Source organism: Gardnerella swidsinskii (genome assembly GCF_003397705.1).
Lineage (GTDB): Bacteria > Actinomycetota > Actinomycetes > Actinomycetales > Bifidobacteriaceae > Bifidobacterium > Bifidobacterium swidsinskii.
On record NZ_QJVB01000001.1, the window covers coordinates 463,942 to 479,648 of the forward strand.

At 47.6% G+C, this 15,707-nt stretch carries 16 protein-coding genes; 12 read left to right on the forward strand and 4 right to left on the reverse strand.

All coding sequences use genetic code 11. The features are described 5' to 3' along the window. The first annotated feature begins 10 nt into the window (after window positions 1-10). The gene (locus D0T18_RS02165) at window positions 11-751 is read left to right on the forward strand and encodes a phosphoglyceromutase (protein ID WP_004112459.1); all 741 of its coding nucleotides are present in this window, start codon (window positions 11-13) and stop codon (window positions 749-751) included. Between the two features lie 152 nt (window positions 752-903). Here D0T18_RS02165 and phoU read toward each other — a convergent pair whose 3' ends face one another. Next, the gene (gene phoU / locus D0T18_RS02170) at window positions 904-1,584 is read right to left on the reverse strand and encodes a phosphate signaling complex protein PhoU (protein ID WP_004105212.1); all 681 of its coding nucleotides are present in this window, start codon (window positions 1,582-1,584) and stop codon (window positions 904-906) included. Between the two features lie 189 nt (window positions 1,585-1,773). Between phoU and D0T18_RS02175 the strand changes: the two genes are divergently transcribed. Beyond that, window positions 1,774-3,042, forward strand: coding sequence for a sensor histidine kinase (locus D0T18_RS02175; RefSeq protein WP_116440380.1), 1,269 nt, complete (start codon window positions 1,774-1,776; stop codon window positions 3,040-3,042). A 51-nt stretch (window positions 3,043-3,093) separates the two neighbouring features. On the opposite strand, the gene D0T18_RS02180 is transcribed toward D0T18_RS02175, so the two are convergent. After that, a complete protein-coding gene (locus D0T18_RS02180) occupies window positions 3,094-3,360 on the reverse strand; it encodes a DUF2530 domain-containing protein (protein ID WP_103013927.1) in 267 nt (88 codons plus the stop codon). A gap of 186 nt (window positions 3,361-3,546) precedes the next feature. Here D0T18_RS02180 and D0T18_RS02185 point away from each other — a divergent pair, with 186 nt between their 5' ends. The 3 genes from D0T18_RS02185 (at window position 3,547) to D0T18_RS02195 (ending at window position 6,695) form a co-directional block, all read left to right on the forward strand. Beyond that, complete coding sequence (locus D0T18_RS02185; RefSeq protein WP_004110625.1) at window positions 3,547-4,692, forward strand: CHAP domain-containing protein; 1,146 nt, start codon at window positions 3,547-3,549, stop codon at window positions 4,690-4,692. A gap of 113 nt (window positions 4,693-4,805) precedes the next feature. After that, entirely contained in the window at window positions 4,806-5,528 is a 723-nt protein-coding gene (locus D0T18_RS02190) for a C40 family peptidase (RefSeq protein ID WP_116440381.1), read from the forward strand. 141 nt (window positions 5,529-5,669) lie between these two features. Continuing rightward, the gene (locus D0T18_RS02195) at window positions 5,670-6,695 is read left to right on the forward strand and encodes a universal stress protein (RefSeq protein WP_004105206.1); all 1,026 of its coding nucleotides are present in this window, start codon (window positions 5,670-5,672) and stop codon (window positions 6,693-6,695) included. 303 nt (window positions 6,696-6,998) lie between these two features. On the opposite strand, the gene D0T18_RS02200 is transcribed toward D0T18_RS02195, so the two are convergent. Then, window positions 6,999-8,240 carry a glycosyltransferase gene (locus D0T18_RS02200; RefSeq protein WP_116440399.1) on the reverse strand — a complete coding sequence of 414 codons (1,242 nt, stop codon included), beginning with the start codon at window positions 8,238-8,240 and terminating at the stop codon, window positions 6,999-7,001. Between the two features lie 140 nt (window positions 8,241-8,380). Beyond that, window positions 8,381-8,800, reverse strand: coding sequence for an OsmC family protein (locus tag D0T18_RS02205; RefSeq protein ID WP_116440382.1), 420 nt, complete (start codon window positions 8,798-8,800; stop codon window positions 8,381-8,383). A 151-nt stretch (window positions 8,801-8,951) separates the two neighbouring features. On the opposite strand from D0T18_RS02205, the gene D0T18_RS02210 reads away from it, so the two are divergent. From D0T18_RS02210 to D0T18_RS02245, 7 genes are all read left to right on the forward strand, one after another. Next, window positions 8,952-9,824 carry a thymidylate synthase gene (locus tag D0T18_RS02210; RefSeq protein WP_102155384.1) on the forward strand — a complete coding sequence of 291 codons (873 nt, stop codon included), beginning with the start codon at window positions 8,952-8,954 and terminating at the stop codon, window positions 9,822-9,824. Between the two features lie 44 nt (window positions 9,825-9,868). Continuing rightward, a complete protein-coding gene (locus D0T18_RS02215; protein WP_116431884.1) occupies window positions 9,869-10,504 on the forward strand; it encodes a dihydrofolate reductase in 636 nt (211 codons plus the stop codon). A 46-nt stretch (window positions 10,505-10,550) separates the two neighbouring features. Next, window positions 10,551-11,099 carry a low molecular weight protein-tyrosine-phosphatase gene (locus D0T18_RS02220; RefSeq protein ID WP_116440383.1) on the forward strand — a complete coding sequence of 183 codons (549 nt, stop codon included), beginning with the start codon at window positions 10,551-10,553 and terminating at the stop codon, window positions 11,097-11,099. A 182-nt stretch (window positions 11,100-11,281) separates the two neighbouring features. After that, window positions 11,282-12,649 (forward strand): dipeptidase, encoded by a 1,368-nt coding sequence (locus D0T18_RS02225; RefSeq protein WP_116440384.1) that lies wholly within the window; start codon window positions 11,282-11,284, stop codon window positions 12,647-12,649. Between the two features lie 210 nt (window positions 12,650-12,859). Continuing rightward, window positions 12,860-13,498, forward strand: a complete 639-nt coding sequence (locus tag D0T18_RS02235) for a DUF3043 domain-containing protein (RefSeq protein WP_064621893.1) — start codon at window positions 12,860-12,862, stop codon at window positions 13,496-13,498. Window positions 13,499-13,651: 153 nt separating this feature from the next. Further along, the gene (locus tag D0T18_RS02240) at window positions 13,652-14,425 is read left to right on the forward strand and encodes a DUF4191 domain-containing protein (RefSeq protein ID WP_116440400.1); all 774 of its coding nucleotides are present in this window, start codon (window positions 13,652-13,654) and stop codon (window positions 14,423-14,425) included. Between the two features lie 667 nt (window positions 14,426-15,092). Beyond that, complete coding sequence (locus D0T18_RS02245; RefSeq protein ID WP_004105192.1) at window positions 15,093-15,701, forward strand: ECF transporter S component; 609 nt, start codon at window positions 15,093-15,095, stop codon at window positions 15,699-15,701. Window positions 15,702-15,707: the final 6 nt, after the last annotated feature.

A 15,707-nucleotide genomic window follows, 5' to 3' on the forward strand; every position in this document is an offset into this window, starting at 1 on the left:
CTAGGTAATTATGACATACAAATTAGTATTGCTCCGACATGGTCAGAGCGCATGGAATAAGACCAATCAGTTCACTGGTTGGGTTGATGTACCGCTGACTGAGCAGGGTGTTGAGGAAGCTAAGCATGGTGGCGAGCTTCTTAAAGAGAAGAACGTTCTTCCAGACATCGTGTTCACTTCTTTGCTTCGCCGCGCTATCAATACCGCGAATTACGCGCTTGATGCAGCCGACCGCTTGTGGATTCCAGTTCGTCGCAGCTGGCGTTTGAACGAGCGTCATTATGGTGCTTTGCAAGGTAAGAACAAGTCTGAGATTCGTCAGGAATATGGCGATGAGAAGTTCATGATTTGGCGTCGTTCTTACGCAACTCCACCTCCTGAGATTGATCCAAACGATGAGTATTCTCAGACGAATGATCCTCGTTACGCAGGCGATCCAGTTCCAGAAACTGAAGCTTTGGCAAACGTTGTGACTCGCGTAACTCCTTACTGGGAGTCGGATATTATTCCAGAGCTTAAGTCCGGCAAGACTGTAATGATTGCTGCTCACGGCAACAGCTTGCGCGCAATCGTTAAGATGCTCGATAACTTGAGCGAGGAAGAGATTTCCAAGGTGAACATTCCAACCGCTATTCCTCTGCTTTACGAGTTGGATGAGAACTTCAAGCCAATCAAGCCTCGCGGTGAGTATCTGGATCCAGAAGCTGCTGCTGCCGGTGCTGCCGCTGTGGCTGCTCAGGGTCAGAAGTGAGATTCTGATTCGCTGGCTTTGGAGCGCTTAAGTTAGCTTTTAAAATAAAAGTAGGTTTGCAATTAATTTGCAAACCTACTTTTTGTTTACTTTTATTTTCATGCGCACTTTGGGCAACTTGAAATTGCGTAGCGTGTTTTGCTGTAACCGCGTTACGCTACAACAGTGTCTTTATCTGGCTCTGGTTTCTTGGACGGATCGAATCCGGAAACAATAAACACAATTTGCCTTGCGACAGCAACGCAATGGTCTCCAATTCGCTCAATAAAGCGGCTAAGCAGAACGACATCAATTAACTGCCTGCGTGTACCCTTCCAATTTTCGCCTTCTACCAGCTCAAAAATCTTCTCGTGCAATTTGTCGAGCGCATCGTCGCCAGCAATAATAGTTTCCGCAATTTGCACGTCGCGATTTGCAACCATGGTCGTTAAGCGACCTGACAGTTCGCGCAAGAAATCAACCATTGCAACAATAGTTTCGCGTCCTTCTTGTGCAATAGCAGATTCAGGCCAGGTTCGTCTAGTAATTTGAGCGATATGACTTGTTAAATCGCCCATGCGTTCAAACGTTGCAGCTAATCGCATTGTAGCTACAACTTCGCGCAAGTCCGTTGCCACAGGGTTTTGACGAGCAAGCAAAGTCAAGCATTGGTCAATAGTGTTTGCTTCTAAAGCGTCTAAGTCTGCGTCTTTATCGATAACAGTTTGAGCAGCTTCCAAATCCGCGTTTAAAAGCGCGCTTCCAGCATCGTTCATAGCTTTTGCTACAAGTTCTGCCATGCGTTCGATGTTTGAAGCAATCGCCTTCATTTCTTCGTTGAAAATTACTCGCATGGTGCGTCCTTTCTCAGTGCTGTGAGTTTATTTGAACGCCTAGTTTGCACGTCGCTATAAGTCAGGCATCCTATGTAATTATAGACGACGCTGGTAACGAAGCGACCGAAACTTTACAGCCGTGTAAAGTTTCTGCCGCTTTTTAGTTGCATAGTTACAAAAGCGCGCAAAATATGAGATTATAGGAGTATGCCTCAAGGTTCTTCTGCGGTTGTGATCGTTGTATTTGTTGCTTTCGGCGTGCTTGCGTTGTGCGTTGTGCTTTCGTTGTGTGTGTTGATGTCTGATTGGTTTTCTACAGTTTTGCGTCTTTTTAAGCGAGCGTTTAATTATATTCGTGGCGCAAGGTATGGCGCAAAGTATGACGAAAGCGACGACATAACCGACGACATCAGCGACAACGCAAGCGACGACATCAGCGACGACGCGTCCCAAGTTTTGGCAATGCTCGACATGCCAACTGTTGTCATTGATGCCAACAATGACGTAATTCGCGCAAGTTCTGAAGCTTATTTGCTAGGTGTTGTTAGCGATGATTCGCTATGTCAGCCTCGCGTTCTTCAAGCTGTTAATTCCGTACGCGCTTCTGGCGGATTCGAGCGCTTCTCTTTGGTTACTTCGACCCCTGAGCGTTATGTGTCAATAACCGCAAATCCTCAAGAGTCAACCACTGTTTCGCGCCCTAATTGGCTTACTGTTACGGCTGGAAGCATTGGAGGCGGTATTGTAGTTGTAATTATTGAGGATACGAGTGCAGCTCACCGTTTTGCGCAAACTCGCGACGACTTTATTTCCAACGTTTCTGAGCAGTTAATGCGATCTACTCGCAACTTAACTCAGCTTACGAAAGTTTTGCAAAACGAACAGGTATCTGCGCAAAAAATTAAAGATATTGCGCAAATTGCCGGTAAATCTTCCAAGAAACTTGAGCACATGCTTGAAGATTTGTTATGGCTGGTTCGCGCTCAAAATCCTATTGATTTAGATTCTGCGCAAGTATTTTCTTTGAATGATGTTTTGTCGTATGTGCAAAATCAAGTTGCTGCGTTTGCTAAGGATTGTTGCGTACGCGTCGTGTCAAAAGTCGATTCGCACCTATGCGTGCGCGGTGAAATTTCGCAAATTCAAGCTGCAGTGCGGAAATTAGTTGAGAATGCAATTACGTATTCTCCAAAAAATTCTACAGTTTCGCTATCTGCGTCACTTTCAACAGATGGTCAATACGCTGTGATTCGTGTTGTAGATCGCGGAGTTGGCATTGATTTGCAAGATCAGTCGCGAATTTTTGAACGATTCTATCGTGCGAATAATCAAAATAGTCAAAGCCAGGATGGTGTAGGTTTAGGGCTTGCAATTGCTAAGCATGTGGCACTTACGCACCACGGAAATATTACGCTTTGGAGTATGCCGGGGCAGGGTACTACCGTAAGTTTTGCGCTACCAATTGCAAATAAATAAGCAGCAAGTTAGCAAGTTAGCAAATCAGCAAGTTAGCAAATCAGCAATAAACTATTTTCCTAAGCGCCTGTAATCCCAGCGGTCAAAATGTTCCCAGATTAATAGCAGAACGCCAATAATTGTTCCCGATACGCAAAACAACACAGGAAACCAAGTCGTAATATGCAATAACGCAACGATAAGCGCAATCATTGTTGCGACTAACCACGCGATCGTTCCTATAGCAAAAACCTTTCGCAAATCAACGCGCAGCGGTTTTGGTACTGCTTTTCGTGCATCAGGATTAACTATAGGTGCAAATTTCATACTTCCAACCATACAACTTACCGAAGTCTAAGTGTGACAAGTGCAGCTTAAGCGCGAAAATTGGCGGATTTAGGTTGTGTGCGTTTCTTACATCCTAACCACGTTGTAACCTTTCACATAGAAGATTGGAAGAAAATCAGTTGGGGGGTGTAGCGTTTGTGCGCTGCGTTCCACGTTTAACATAAGAAAGTGATTAGTATGAGACATGCTGCACATGGTGCCACAAAAGCAAAGAGGCGTGGTGATTCGCCGCTTTCGCTGTTTGTAGCTCAGCATGGCGCGCATGGTGCGCATAGTGTGCGCGGTATGCGTTCTGTTCAGGCTAATCGTGTTAGTGAGCGTTTGGCTGCGGTTGCTACTAGCAATGGTGCTGTTGTAGAGCTTCCAGAAGCTGTTTCTGAGCGTTTGCAGGAGCTTGTTCCTCAAAGCAGGCGCGCGCTTAGGTTGTCTAAGCTTGCTAATGAGCGTCGTCACAATGTAATACTTTCGGCTTCTCTTGTTGCAATGGTTGGTACTGTTGCAGCTACTATGGCTTTAACTAAGGTTAATAGTTTTGATGCTCGCGCTTCCGAATTTGAGCCGTCTATGACTGCAGTTGGCGACGCATCTTCAACAGTTTCGCGTTCTAGCCAGCGCGAGTCTCTTGATCCTATGGCGACTATTAATAATGCTGTTGACTCTATTGAGAATGCTGCTAAAAAATCGCATAATGTGGGCTCTGCTGATGCTGCAAATAGCGCGAATGAAGATAGTTCTGCTCGCTCGGATTCGAAGCATGGAAACTTAGCCAATAAGGTTGCTAATTCAGTACAACCTGGCACTTTTTCTACTATATCTTCGAAGTCTGATTCGTGGAATTTAGGTTCTGATTCAGGCTTTAATATTGCGGAAATGTCGCGTTCTGCTGCGAATAATCCTAAGGTTGCTTTGTTGATAGATAAAGACTTTGACGTTTTGCCGAAGGGCTTTAATCCAAATCACGCAACTGGGGATACCGGTAACGCGTATGAGTTCAGCCAGTGCACGTGGTGGGTGTATATTCGCCGCCATCAGTTAGGTTTGCCTGTTGGCTCGCATTTTGGCAACGGAAATATGTGGGCTGATTCTGCGCGCAGTCTTGGCTATTGGGTAGATAATTCCGCTCGTCATGTTGGCGATATCATGGTGTTCCGCTCGGGTCAGGCTGGTTCTGATCCATTCTATGGGCACGTTGCAGTTGTTGAAAAAATTAATTCAGACGGTTCTATTGAAACTTCTGAATGTGGCGCTTCTTACCAAGGACGAACTTTCTCGCGCAAGTTTGACGCTAAGGAAGTTTCTCAATATCAGTTTATTCATTACTAAAGCTGCATTACTGAAGTTTCGTTACTAGAGCTGGTTTGCTAAAATTAGTTTGCTTATTACTGGCGTTGCTATTTTTCTCGTATGTAATACCCAGATGATACACTACGGAAAGTATGCTAAAACAAAGTAGAATTTTCTCAGTTTTTGTATCAGCTGCCGCTGCAGCTTCAATGCTTACTGTTATGGCGCCATTCGCCATGGCAGAGTCTTCGCATGAGCTTTCCGAGTCAGCTGTCACTTCTACGCGCGCATTTCCAAAGGTGACGAATGTGCCTCGCGATATTTTAACTGAATCTACTTCTACTGATGTCGATACAAATTCTCATTGGGGTGGCATAGAAAGCTTGAATGTACCTCAAACTAAGACTCCTAGCGAACAAGCTGCTGAAGTGGCACGCCGTGCTTTTGCTGGAAATGCTGCTGCAAGCCGTTCTGGTTTCCGCAGTGGTGTTGAGCAGGTTCCTCTTGCTTCTGTAGTTCCTCCTGACGGTAAGTCTGTTGCTTCTCTTTTGAATTTTGCTACTCAATTCTTAGGCAAAGTTCCGTATCGTAGTGGTGGCAATACTCCTGCTGGATGGGATTGCTCCGGTTTTGTGCAGTATGTTTTTGCTAGTGTTGGTGTTTCTTTGCCTCGTACTTCTGGAGCGCAGGCAACTGTTGGAACCCCAATCCCAAGTTTGGCTCAAGCGCAGCCTGGAGATATTATCGCGAATGCGCAGCATGCTTCTATTTATGTTGGTAACGGCATGGTAATTAATTCGCAGCTTGCTGGCACTAAGTACGATCCTATCCGCTGCGTGTTCCCAGGCGGATACTCTATTCGTCGCGTTCTGTAGTTTCTATAGCTTCTGTAGAGTTTCTGTAGTCATATATCGCAAAACTGGCCAACACTCAATCTAAAATTACGCTACAATAGTATTTACAAGTTGTGCGCGAGTGACGCTGCTGTCGCAAGTGCAAGTATGAGGAGGTTGGCAATGATCCCAGAAAAAGCTGTATTGGTTGGAGTTGACGGCTCGCACGCGAGCTATAAAGCGGTTTGGTGGGCTGCAAATTACGCAAAGCATGCTGGGTTGCAATTGCAAATTGTTTGCGCTTATTCGTTGCCGAGTTATGCTGCTGTTTCTTTTGATGCCACTTACACTGCGATTGGTGACGATAATGCAGCTCATCACGATGCACAAGAAATTCTATCTAAAGCAAAAGCTGTTGCTCTTGAGCAGGGTGTTGACGCGACTACGCTAATTGTTACGGGCGATCCTTCTTCGGTTTTCGTGGAGCTTTCTCGTAACTATCAGCTTATTGTGATTGGCAATCGCGGCAAAGGTGGCTTGGCAGAGCGTTTGCTCGGCACAACTAGTTCTTCGCTTCCAGCTTATGCGTATTGCCCAATTGTGGTTGTGCCTTACACTGACGATGACGGTCAGCGTATTCATTTGAATAATACGATTACGCGTGTGGCTGTTGGCTCTGACGAGTCGAAGTGGGGGCTTAAAGCTCTTGAAATTGCGGCTGATTTGGCGGATAGCTGGCATGCTGAGCTTGATGTTATTTCTGCAGTGCCAAGAGTGCAAGGTGCTGAGGGCGATACCGCTGTTATGGGCTCGTACATGGAGGATCTTGAGGAGCGCGTGAAGCCAATTTTGCAGCGTTTGCCGGATTTGCAAATTCATCGAACTGTTGTGCCTGGTTCTGCTGTTGAAGCTTTGACTCAAGCTAGTTTGAATCATGATCTTGTGGTTGTTGGTTCTCGCGGTCGCGGTGGCTTTACCGGTTTGCTGCTTGGCTCGATTAGCCAGGGATTGTTGCAGCATTCTTCGAGGCCTGTGTACGTTGTGCCGCGCAAGTATGTGGAATTTAGTGCAGCTCAGGTTGCGGCAGCGCAAAAGCAGCATTCTGAAGCGTCTATTGACGATATTTCCGGAGTGCATGAGGTTGATGTGCCGAAGGCTGGTAAAGAAGCTGCTAAGGAGATTGAACAAACAATCGATCCGCTGCGATAATGCAACGACTGCTTGGGATAACGCTCGCGTTGCTGCGACGACCTGCTTGAGCGCAGCACAGCGCGCGCGAAAGCAACTCGGAGCAGAAACTCGCTTAGGTTGGAAGTCCAGTGGACTTCCAACCTAAGCGAGTTTCGTAAGCGAGCACTTATAGTGCGAGCATCAACCATTTTATGAAACATTTGCCGGAGAATATTCCGGTATTTGTTGTCAGTTTGTTCGTTTCTGACCACATTCGCCGAGGATTTTACCTCGCGTTTGGAGCGTGAGAGCGTCTAATCTTGCGGTTCTTGCGACTCCGCCTCACTCGCGCTTTTTCAGCATAAAACGCGCGCGTCTGGCATCTCGCTTAGCTTTCTTTTCAGCGAGCTTCTCTTTGTTCATCTCGATTGCGCGCTTGTAAATCTTAAGCAGCTCAAGTGCTTGGCTCTTAAAATCGTTATTTTTCGAATACTCGAGCACGTTCGCCTTAAGCTGAGCCTGCTCAGTCTCGCTCATATTCAAAACTTTACTAAAAACAGTTTTAAAATCTTCCTTAGTATCCCACTGATACCCGTTTTGACCGCTGATAATCTGCTTCTCATTCGGTACATCATGCTTTACAAGCGCAAACAGACCGGAAGCCATTGCTTCTAACATCGAAAGTGAGTGCATTTCGGAAAGTGATGCGGTTGTGTAGTAGTCCATTGCGTGCAAATACTTTGGAATTTCCGTGTGAGCAATAGGCCCAAGCAAGCAAATTCTGTCGTCAAAACCATTATCTGCCACGCGCTTGCGCAACGATTCCAAATCAGGACCGCCGCCAATAACAAATAAGCGCGCTTTTTCGCGAGGAAAATCGCAATACATAAAGTTGTCAATTAATTCTGAAATATTTTTTTCAGCACCGATTCTACCAACGAAAACAAACAGCTTAGTAGAGTCAGAAACGCCATATTTTTCGCGGAAAGCTTTGCGGAATGCAAGTCGTTCAGGTGTTGGTAGGAACTTTTTATATTCCACAGCGTTATTCAGCACAATCACTTTTTTATCAACCTTCTGACGGTCAATATATGCCTGTGCTTTAGGAGACATGCTCGTAATAATTGTGGCATTTTTCGAGAATCGCATAAAATATTTCGCCGAAATATTGCGAGAGAACTCAGTAAAATGCTTTAAGCCAATGTAAAACAGGAATTTATCGTATTCCGTGTGAAGCGTATAAATAACGGGAATATGCTCTTTTTTTGCTACTTCCAAGCCGATTTCGCCAATACCAAATTCGTTTTGAATATGAATAACGTCCGGCTTAAATTTAAGCGGCAGCTGCTTTCGCATGTGACCAATCGGAAGGGCAACGCGGTATTTGTAAAGCTTTTTAAGCAATATGCCTGGAACGTAAACAACTCCATCTTCAAGCTTGGTTTTGCGCTGTTTTTCGGAGCCGACCGTGACTACTAGCACTTCATGCCCGAGCTCTTCATACATCTTTTTGAGCATGTAAGACTGTGTTGCGACGCCATTTATGTACGGTGGATACGTTTCTGTAAAAATAGCGATTTTCAAAGTTTCCTCCGGTTGCATACATGCATGCGTAGCGTCATTATTGCGCAAATATCTTGTGTACTCAATTGTGCCACACGTGGTGAATTTTAGTGCAAGTTTAGTGCAAGTTTAGTGTGATTTTTCGCGACTTTTGGCTTATCCTAGCGTCGAACCGTAACGTTTACGCTTACTTTCGCCCCATTTTCGAGCGTATGCTTAACCGTGCAACCCCTGGAAATATGACGTTCCATGCGCTCTTTAAGCGCGGCCGCATCTTCCTGGCTGAGTGCAGGTTTTGCGCAAGTTGCGTCAAGAGTGACGTCTTCTTGAAAACGCAAGTACGTGCCTTCTTCCGCGTCGTACGTGCCGTTTACCACAACTCGCGCGCCGGCACCTTCGCCAACCGCCTGCTCAGCCGCGTACTGGCTGCTAAGCGCGGTGCAGCCGGCTAAAGCGATTTGCATTAATTCAACCGGGTTGAACATGCCTTCGCCGTGACCAAACTTCAAGCTCACACCGTCGTCGCTGTGTGCTTCCCAAGTGCTGTCCTCGTTGCGCTCTACCCATAATCTTCTAGACATTTTTGCTCCTTTGCTGTAGTCGTATTTGTTCATGTTATCGTAAGGATTGTAACTTTGCGTTCAATTGCAGAAGTTAGCGTTTTGCGCGGTAGGCATATGGTTTTACGAGCGCGATTCTTTAAATTTATTAGCACTTTGTTAACATGGCAGCATGGCTTTAACAGAAGAAGAACTTGCCGCAATTCGCGCGCGCGTACCACAAAAACCGCTTTCCAGCATCCCAACTCCTTACGAGGATTTAGTGCGAAAAATCCTTACGGAAGGCACTTTAAAATCAGATCGCACCGGCACTGGCACAATCTCACTTTTTGGTCAGCAAATTCGCTTCGATATTAGCAAATACTTCCCGCTGATTACCACGAAAACCGTGTTTTTCAAAGGACTTGCGTACGAGCTGCTTTGGTTCCTTAAAGGCTCGAGTAATGTGCGTTGGTTGCAAGAAAACGGCGTTCATATTTGGGACGAGTGGGCGGACGAAAACGGCGATTTGGGCCCTGTTTACGGCGTGCAGTGGAGGAGTTGGCCGGCTCCGACAGCGGAAAATCCAAACCGCACAATCGACCAAATCGCAAACGTTCTGGATCTTATGAAGAATCACCCAGATTCTCGCCGCATGATTGTTAGCGCTTGGAATCCTGCGGAAGTTGAGCATATGGCGTTGCCACCATGCCACTCGCTTTTCCAGTTCTACGTTGCCGACGGCAAGCTTTCGTGCCAGCTTTACCAGCGTTCTTGCGATATGTTCCTCGGCGTGCCGTTTAACATTGCGTCCTACTCGCTTTTGACGATGATGATGGCTCAGCAGGCAGGTTTGGAGCCGGGTGAGTTCGTGTGGACGGGCGGCGACTGCCATATTTACGACAATCACGTTGAGCAGGTGCTTGAGCAGCTTTCGCGCGAGCCATACCCGTATCCGCAGCTTGAAATTCGTAAGGCGGATTCGATTTTTGACTACGATTACAGCGATTTTAAGGTGATTGATTACAAGCATCATCCGACGATTAAAGCGCCGGTTGCTGTGTGATAATTGCGAATTATTTTGCTTGATTTAGCGTGTGAGGTGCGTATATGGCAAACAGCGTGTCACATAATTTCCCTGTGCGACTGATTTGGGGCGAGGCTTTTGGTTTGGACGGCAGGCCCGGCGCGATGGGCGTAAACGGAGGCATGCCGTGGCGACTTTCGCCGGATTTGCGCTATTTTAAGGCGATGACTATCGGTTGCCCTGTGATTATGGGTCGCGGTACATGGGATGCGACGCCGCCGAAATTCCGTCCGCTTCCGGGGCGCGAAAATATTGTTGTTACGCATAATCCTGATTTTGTGGCGGATAGAGCGCGTAGTTTTACTAGCATTGATGCGGCTTTAGATTATGCGCGCGAATGGCTGGAAAATAGGGAAGTGCTGGAAAGTCAGGAAAGCGTATCTCAAGACTCGCCTTTAGACGGACGAGCAATCTGGGTTATTGGCGGAGCTGCGATTTTGCGCGAAATGCTTGCGAATTATCACGCAGACGCAGCTTACGTAACGCAAATTGAAGCGAAAGTTGCAGCGGACACATTTGCTCCGAATATTCATGCATTAGTTGATGCAGGAAAATGGCATGTTGCGCGCGAAGGCGAGTTTGAGGAAGCGCCGCTGAAAGTTGGTAGCGAAAGCAATCCTGCACGATACCGGTTTATGGTATATGAGCCTGCTCAGTAAACGAGAAATCGCAAAGTAAACGAGACAGCAAAATAAACGAGGAAATATGACTGAAGAATCAAGCAAAATCAAGGTCGACGCGCGTCGCCCATACACTGTTATGACGGTTTGCACAGGTAATATTTGTCGCTCGCCAATGGCGGAAATCGTGTTGCGCAACGAGTTTCAATTGAGGGGATTGGGTGACGTTGTTGCCGTGCGTTCCAGTGGTGTAAGCGACGAAGAGTACGGAAATCCGATTGACCGTCGCGCGCAAAGGGAATTAACTAAGCGCGGATATGGGCTTCCTGCTTCGCATTTTGCGCATCGAATTGAAGTGGATGAGATTGCGGAAACGAACCTGTTTTTGCCTATGACGGCTTCGCATATGCGCTCGCTTTTGCGTTTGTTGCCGCCGCAAAAGCGCGAACTTGTGCACATGTATCGCACGTTTGATCCATCTCTTCCGAAGCCGCAGCCTGGTCGCGAGATGATGTTCGATTTGGCAGATCCGTGGTACGGTGGCCCGCACGAGTTTGAAGTTGCGATGGATCAGGTTGAACAGTGCGCGCCTTACATAGTCGATTGGGTTGCTACTCGCATTGAGAGGGCTTGAAAACGGCAGAAACTTTACGCAAGTGTAAAGAAACTGTCTCGCAAGCTGACCAAAGTAGGTAGTTAAGTTTGCGTCGCGTTTGCGAATATGCGTCGCGTTCGCGGACATAGTTTCGGATATAGTTTATAGGTGTAATTTACAGCTGCAAATTACCGTTCTGTTACTTTTAGTTGGGAGGATTTATGGCAGGTTTGGCTGTTGAAGACGTGCGCGCTCGCGTGCAAAACGCCTGGAATGACGTAGTTTCCGTGTTGAATAAGAAGATTTCGCTGGCTGCGGTTTCTGCTAAGGGTATTGCCGGCGAGCATATGCAAAAGTCCGCGCAATACGTGGCTGGGGTATTGCGTGAGGTTGGTATTGACGCGCGCGTTGAGCAGTCCACGAATCCGGACGGCACTCCGGGGGCTTTTGAAGTGGTCGGCTCGCGCATCGTAAACCCGAGCGCGCCAACGGTTTTGCTGTACGCGCATCACGATGTGCAGCCTGTTCCGGACCCATCCGAGTGGAACACAAACCCATTTGAAGGCACAGAGCGCGACGGTCGTCTTTACGGTCGCGGATCTGCCGACGACGGCGGCGGAATCGCAATCCACTACGGAGCTTTGCGCGCACTAAGCGACGATTTGCGCGTAAATATTAAGGTTTTCATCGAAGGCGAAGAAGAAATGGGCTCGCCAAGCTTCATCCCGTTCATTGAATCGCATAAAGACGAGTTCGAATCCGACGTAATTATCGTTGCCGACTCCGGCAACTGGTCTGCCGGAATACCAAGTCTTACAACGAGTTTGCGTGGAAATACCGACGTGGATGTAAGGGTTAAAGTACTTGGTCATCAAGTGCATTCCGGTCAGTTTGGCGGCCCGATTTTGGACGCTTACACGCTCGCTTCCATGCTTATTGCCTCGCTTTACAACGAGGCTGGCGACTTAGCAGTTCCTGGAATTGAAGCACAGGAGCCGGTTGGCGGTTTGCAGCGCGATTTAGACGAGTCGCAAGTGCGTGCTGACGCTTCCGTGGTCGATTCTTATAAGCTTGCCGGCACCGGTTCTCTCGCCGCGCGCATGTGGACTAAGCCGAGCCTGACGGTAATCGGCATGGACGCACACCCAGTTGAGGGCAGTTTTAATGTGATTGCGCACGAAACTAAGTTGCGTCTTTCGCTTCGTACCGCGCCTTCGCAGCGTCCAGAAGAAGCGCAAAAAGCTTTGTGTGACTTCTTGGTATCTCACGCTCCTTTTGGTGCGGAAGTTACTGTAGAGCCGATTGATAACGGCATGGGTTGGGCAATGGATCCGGATGCTGTTGCAACGAAGGATGCGCTCGCTTCTATGCGCGATGCTTTCGGCGTGGAGCCGGTAAATAAGGGCGAGGGTGGTTCGATTCCGTTCATTCCGGAGCTTCAGCGCATCTTCCCGAAGGCGCAGGTGTTGGTGACGGGTCCGGAAGATCCTAAGTCCAATGCGCACAGCCCGAACGAGTCGATTTCGTTGCCTGGTTTGCGCGGAAATATTGTGACGGAAGCACTGCTTTTGGATCGATTGGGCGAGTAATTCTGACTAATTTTGCGCGCAGGCGGCAAAAACTTTGCAACACTGTGAAGTTTCTGCCGCTTTTTGCTGCGTAGCCGACTTTTTCTTTACACAGCTGCACAGTTTCTGCTGTTTTTGTGGCGATTCCCGACCGAAACTTTACGTTACTGTAAAGTTTCTGCCGTTTCTGCCGCGTCTGCATGCGTCTAGTCTGTTGAGTAATCTGCAAACATGACATGGAATCCATTTGCAAAGAAAACTGCCAATAATGAGGGCGCGTCTACTCCTTCGTTGCAAAAGAAAGTAGCGGATGCAGAATCGTCTGTAGCGACGAAATCTCGCGAAAAAAACACGCCAACTCCTAAGCGCAACGCGGCTCAAGCGCAAAATCTTCGTCCGCTTGTTCCAGCTGATCGCAAGGCCAGCGCAAAGCAGGCTCGCGCTAGAATCAGGCAGCGCGAAAATATCCAATACGAAGCAATGCGTACGGGTGATTTGGCGCATATGCCAAAAATTGAGCAGCTTCCGTGGCGTGTGTATATTCGCGATTACGTGGATGCTCGAATTAATATTGGCGAGTTTTTCATACCAGTTGCAGTGCTGATTATGATTTGCTTGTTTGCGCTATCTAAATTTGTGATTGTTTATTTTGTTTTTGCAGTGTTCTTGTACGCGTATTTGTTTGCATCTGTAATTGACATGTTTGTTATGTGGCGTAAGTTGCGTAAGGAGCTGATTCGTCGTTTTGGTGATGTGGCTGTGTCGCGCAAATCGCGTTCCGGCATGTACGCATTCAGCCGCGCTATGCAGCTTCGTCGCTGGCGTTTGCCTAAGCCGAGTAGCGCAAAGCGTGGTAACTGGCCGAAGTAAGTGCAAAAGTAAGTGCAAATTTATTAATATTTGCACAAGCTACTATTATTATTTGGGATACTCAAAATAACGCGAATATTATGGGGTAAACGCATGTCACAAGATAAAGCACAAAGCAAATCGCAAGGCGCGTCTCAAGGCGCGAAGCAAGGTATGAAGCAGCCTAAGAAAAAGCAAGGCATGTTCTCGCAGATCATACGTATTTATAAGTACACGCATTCTGACGACAAGCAGCTGCCTTTGTGGTTGTCTTGCGCATTTGCTGCGCCGATTTTGGTTGCTGTAATTCTTGGAATTGTATCTCGTTGGTCCATTTTGATGTGGATTATGATGCTTATTACAGCGGTGATGCTTGGTTTGCTGCTGTTTACTGTTGTGCTTACGAAGCGTGCAGATAAAGTTGGTTATGCAAAGTTGGAAGGTCGCCCGGGTGCGGCTGCCGGCATTATTTCTGCGATTAATAAGGGCGGTTTTACTTTTCCGCAGCAGCCTGTGTGGGTGGATGCGCGTACGAAGGATGCGCTTTGGCGAGGCACTGGTTTTAATGGAATTTTCCTCGTTGGTGAGGGTAATTACGAGCGTTTAATGCATGCTATGGATCGACAGGAGCATGCTATTAAAAGCGTTACTGCCGGATCTAATATACCTGTATACCGTATTGCTGTTGGTAATGGCGAAAATCAGGTGAAGCTTAAAGAATTGCGCGGAAAGGTGTTGCGCTCGAAGACGCTACAGCCTGTGAAGCACAAGTTTGCGTTGTTCGATAAAATTCATCCGAACCGCCGATTCTTCCTTACTAAGACGGAGCTTGCGATTTTGAATGAGCGTTTGCGCACGTTGCAAAGCAAGAGTGGATTTGGCATTCCGAAGGGCATCGATCCAACGCGTCCGCAGCGCATCAACCGTCGTGCAATGCGCGGTAAGTAAATTTTATGTTTTAGCCTTATTGTTGCGTGCGTAAGTGGCGTTTGTTCGGTGCTTGCGCACGTTTTTTATTGACGTGACGGACCTGTTTGAGCGCAGCACAGCGCGCGCGTTATCTCACATTTGGAGGGTTTATTGTTGCCATACGCTCCAAATATGGGGTGCTTTTCTCGTGTTTGGAGTGTTTGGTGTGGCGTATTGCTCCAGACGTGAGAGGACGCTCGCGCGGGTTACGCGCTCGCTTACGAAACTCGCGTTGGAAGTCCACTGGACTTCCAACCTAAGCGAGTTTCCGCTCCGAGTTGCTTGCGCGCGCTGTGCTGCGCTCAAGCAGGTCGTCGCGCGCGTTTGGAGGGTTGGCGTCGACGCAGTGCCGTACAATCGTCAATCGACACGGGTGCTCTGTGTTCTCGCTTATGCAAGCGTGAACATTCAGAGCTGAGAGAAAACCGCTTGAACGTGAATCCGGGTAATACCGGCGCACGGAGGTCTGTTTTTCCCGTGCCTGGAGAGGTGTTGCAAGGTTTCTTTGTAACGCAAAGTATTGCATGTAACGCATCGCAATGTAACGCGTTTGACGCACAGCATCGTAATGTACACATGTAACGCAAAATATTGCATTGCGCACAATGTAACGCATTGCAACACGTAACAAGAAAGGCACATTTTTATGTCAGAAGAAAATTATCAGTCCAACATGCAGTGGCGTGTTGCAGACATCGCAGTTGCTTCCGTAATTGGCGTTGTTTCTGCTTTTATTTATTGGGTTGTTGCCATTTTTAGTGAGGTTCCATGGACTGCGCTAAACAGCATTCTTCCAGGTTTTGCAGGTCTTATTAACGGTCTTTGGCTCTTCGCTGCTCCTTTGGCCGCAGTAATCGTGCGTAAGCCGGGTGCTGCTATTTACGCTGAAGTCGTAGCTGGCGTGCTCGAAGCTTTGATGGGCAATCAGTGGGGTGGTGCTGAAACCTTCGCTATTGCAGTAGTTCAGGGTTTGTTTGCTGAAATTGCGTTCATTATTTTCGCTTACAAGAAGTGGAATTTGAACACAATGATTCTTTCCGGCGCATTGACTGGTATTGGTTGCTGGGGTTACACCTTCCTCGGTAAGTTGCAGGCTGTTAGCGTATTCGGCAAGTATGGTCTTCCATACTTCGCCAGCACAGTGGTTTCCGGAATTGTGTTTGCTGGTGTTTTAATGTGGTTCTTGTATGTGGGAATCGCTAAGACCGGCGCGTTGGATCAGTTTGCGTCCGGTCGCGAAATACGCGAAAAATAGCGAATA

Coding starts and splice junctions, on each gene's coding strand:
- D0T18_RS02165 (WP_004112459.1), top strand. CDS start 11: ATGACATACAAATTAGTATTGCTCCGACATGGTCAGAGCGCATGGAAT.
- phoU (WP_004105212.1), bottom strand. CDS start 1,584: ATGCGAGTAATTTTCAACGAAGAAATGAAGGCGATTGCTTCAAACATC.
- D0T18_RS02175 (WP_116440380.1), top strand. CDS start 1,774: ATGCCTCAAGGTTCTTCTGCGGTTGTGATCGTTGTATTTGTTGCTTTC.
- D0T18_RS02180 (WP_103013927.1), bottom strand. CDS start 3,360: ATGGTTGGAAGTATGAAATTTGCACCTATAGTTAATCCTGATGCACGA.
- D0T18_RS02185 (WP_004110625.1), top strand. CDS start 3,547: ATGAGACATGCTGCACATGGTGCCACAAAAGCAAAGAGGCGTGGTGAT.
- D0T18_RS02190 (WP_116440381.1), top strand. CDS start 4,806: ATGCTAAAACAAAGTAGAATTTTCTCAGTTTTTGTATCAGCTGCCGCT.
- D0T18_RS02195 (WP_004105206.1), top strand. CDS start 5,670: ATGATCCCAGAAAAAGCTGTATTGGTTGGAGTTGACGGCTCGCACGCG.
- D0T18_RS02205 (WP_116440382.1), bottom strand. CDS start 8,800: ATGTCTAGAAGATTATGGGTAGAGCGCAACGAGGACAGCACTTGGGAA.
- D0T18_RS02210 (WP_102155384.1), top strand. CDS start 8,952: ATGGCTTTAACAGAAGAAGAACTTGCCGCAATTCGCGCGCGCGTACCA.
- D0T18_RS02215 (WP_116431884.1), top strand. CDS start 9,869: ATGGCAAACAGCGTGTCACATAATTTCCCTGTGCGACTGATTTGGGGC.
- D0T18_RS02220 (WP_116440383.1), top strand. CDS start 10,551: ATGACTGAAGAATCAAGCAAAATCAAGGTCGACGCGCGTCGCCCATAC.
- D0T18_RS02225 (WP_116440384.1), top strand. CDS start 11,282: ATGGCAGGTTTGGCTGTTGAAGACGTGCGCGCTCGCGTGCAAAACGCC.
- D0T18_RS02235 (WP_064621893.1), top strand. CDS start 12,860: ATGACATGGAATCCATTTGCAAAGAAAACTGCCAATAATGAGGGCGCG.
- D0T18_RS02240 (WP_116440400.1), top strand. CDS start 13,652: ATGAAGCAGCCTAAGAAAAAGCAAGGCATGTTCTCGCAGATCATACGT.
- D0T18_RS02245 (WP_004105192.1), top strand. CDS start 15,093: ATGTCAGAAGAAAATTATCAGTCCAACATGCAGTGGCGTGTTGCAGAC.